Here is a 1505-nt window from a genome sequence, read left to right on the forward strand (position 1 = left end):
CGGGGTCGCGGGGATTGTTTTGCCTGCGTTTTGTGATTTTGAGGAGTGAATCATGGTCCACCCATCAAACCGACACTATCTCGCCGCTGCGCGGGATGCCCATGTCAACCGCCTGTTTATCGGCCTGCCACGTCCTGCGGCGGACACGCCGGAGCAAAAGCGCCGCCGTGCTGCCCGGCTGGATCTGGAATTCGCCCGTGACCTGCGCCGGGCCGAGCGTGAACGGGGGTTCGCATGAGCCGCCGCGCCATCCACCACGAGCACACCCGCAAGTGCAGCCAGCGCAAGAAGCGCCGGGTGAAGCGCTTTGCCGAAGCCAATGCCCGCCGTGACGCGCGCCGCCGGTCGCAGCTGCTGCAACAGCAGCCGGTGATGGCCGAGGCCGCCAACGATGCGGCCATGTCGGGCCGGCCGGGCCGTCGCCGCCCGTCTTTCATCACCCGGCTGATGGGCTACCTGTTCGCCGCCGGATTCCGCCGGGGGCGCCCATGAACCGGCCGCCGCTGCTGTCGCCACTCTGGCAGGAACGCCTCGGCCTGTGGGGCCTGGCACTGGGCTACATGGCGGTGTTCTTCGCCGCCGTCCCGATTGCTGCCGAGCTGGCCGTTTTGCTTGATCCATGGACCCGGCCCGTGATCGCCTCCGTGGTCGAAACCGTCGTCAACCTGAAGCACCCGAACTGAGGAGTCAGCCATGAATGAAATGACCAAAGCAGACGGCGGCATGCCGTCGAACCAGCAGATCAGGACCATGGCGCTGCGCGTGATGCACGGCGCACTGGATGGCAAATCACCGCAGCACATCGAGGACAGCCTGTTCCGGTTCCAGACCATAGCGACGCCGGGGGTGGTGCTGGAGCTGCTTGACCGAATTGAAGTGCTGGAGGCGGACCTCGCAGCAGCAGACGTTCGGTGCTGCCGCGATACGCAATCAGCAGCGAAGTACGGAGCCATATACGGCCGCAAGATCCGTCGCAGCGAACTGGTGCGCGAATTCACCACCTCACGCGGCCAGCGGGTCATTGGCGTGGTGACGCCGGAAGGGCCGCAGGTTGCCGAGCTGGTGTTTGTCACGGACACCATCTGGTACGGGCCGTTCGGTTACGGCATCGAGTGTGCCGAAGGCAGGCTGGATGCCGGCCTTGAAGCCTACCACGAGCTGTCTCGCCGCTTCCAGTCTGGGCTGTCTCACCGTTTCCAGGACAACGCATGAAATCCGACATCAGGAGAACCTCCATGAAATCCAGCGCCACCATCCGACCGCTGTTTTCTGCCATCGCCAATCCGCGTGACATCCGCCACGAGCTGGGTCTGAGTCAGCAGGCGTTCTGGAGCAGGATCGGCGTCAACCAGCCCACGGGGTCCCGTTACGAGTCGGGGGGAAACATGCCGAGGCCGGTGCGCGAGCTGCTGCGCCTCGTGCATGTCGAGGGTGTGGACATCACGGCAATCCGGGGCGAGGACGTGCGGATCATCGAATACCTGAAAGACCGTCACCCGGACCTC

At 64.8% G+C, this 1505-nt stretch carries 5 protein-coding genes; all 5 read left to right on the top strand.

The features are described 5' to 3' along the window. The first annotated feature begins 52 nt into the window (after positions 1–52). Complete coding sequence (locus G542_RS0114090; RefSeq protein ID WP_027824437.1) at positions 53–238, top strand: hypothetical protein; 186 nt, start codon at positions 53–55, stop codon at positions 236–238. Then, entirely contained in the window at positions 235–492 is a 258-nt protein-coding gene (locus tag G542_RS0114095) for a hypothetical protein (protein WP_027824438.1), read from the top strand. The genes G542_RS0114090 and G542_RS0114095 overlap by 4 nt, the downstream gene beginning before the upstream one ends. Then, positions 489–683, top strand: coding sequence for a hypothetical protein (locus tag G542_RS0114100; protein WP_027824439.1), 195 nt, complete (start codon positions 489–491; stop codon positions 681–683). Before G542_RS0114095 ends, G542_RS0114100 begins: the two co-directional genes overlap by 4 nt. A gap of 10 nt (positions 684–693) precedes the next feature. After that, on the top strand, positions 694–1212 hold the full coding sequence (locus G542_RS0114105) for a hypothetical protein (RefSeq protein ID WP_027824440.1): 519 nt from the start codon (positions 694–696) through the stop codon (positions 1210–1212). 23 nt (positions 1213–1235) lie between these two features. Then, the coding region (locus G542_RS0114110; protein ID WP_027824441.1) for a helix-turn-helix domain-containing protein at positions 1236–1505 on the top strand (270 nt) is incomplete at its 3' end.

The sequence above is a fragment of the Laribacter hongkongensis DSM 14985 genome (genome assembly GCF_000423285.1).
Taxonomy (GTDB): Bacteria; Pseudomonadota; Gammaproteobacteria; order Burkholderiales; family Aquaspirillaceae; genus Laribacter; species Laribacter hongkongensis.

What these genes read in the sequence shown, in the direction of transcription:
- G542_RS0114100 (WP_027824439.1), top strand. Translation starts at nt 489, where the DNA reads ATGAACCGGCCGCCGCTGCTGTCGCCACTCTGGCAGGAACGCCTCGGC.
- G542_RS0114095 (WP_027824438.1), top strand. Translation starts at nt 235, where the DNA reads ATGAGCCGCCGCGCCATCCACCACGAGCACACCCGCAAGTGCAGCCAG.
- G542_RS0114105 (WP_027824440.1), top strand. Translation starts at nt 694, where the DNA reads ATGAATGAAATGACCAAAGCAGACGGCGGCATGCCGTCGAACCAGCAG.
- G542_RS0114090 (WP_027824437.1), top strand. Translation starts at nt 53, where the DNA reads ATGGTCCACCCATCAAACCGACACTATCTCGCCGCTGCGCGGGATGCC.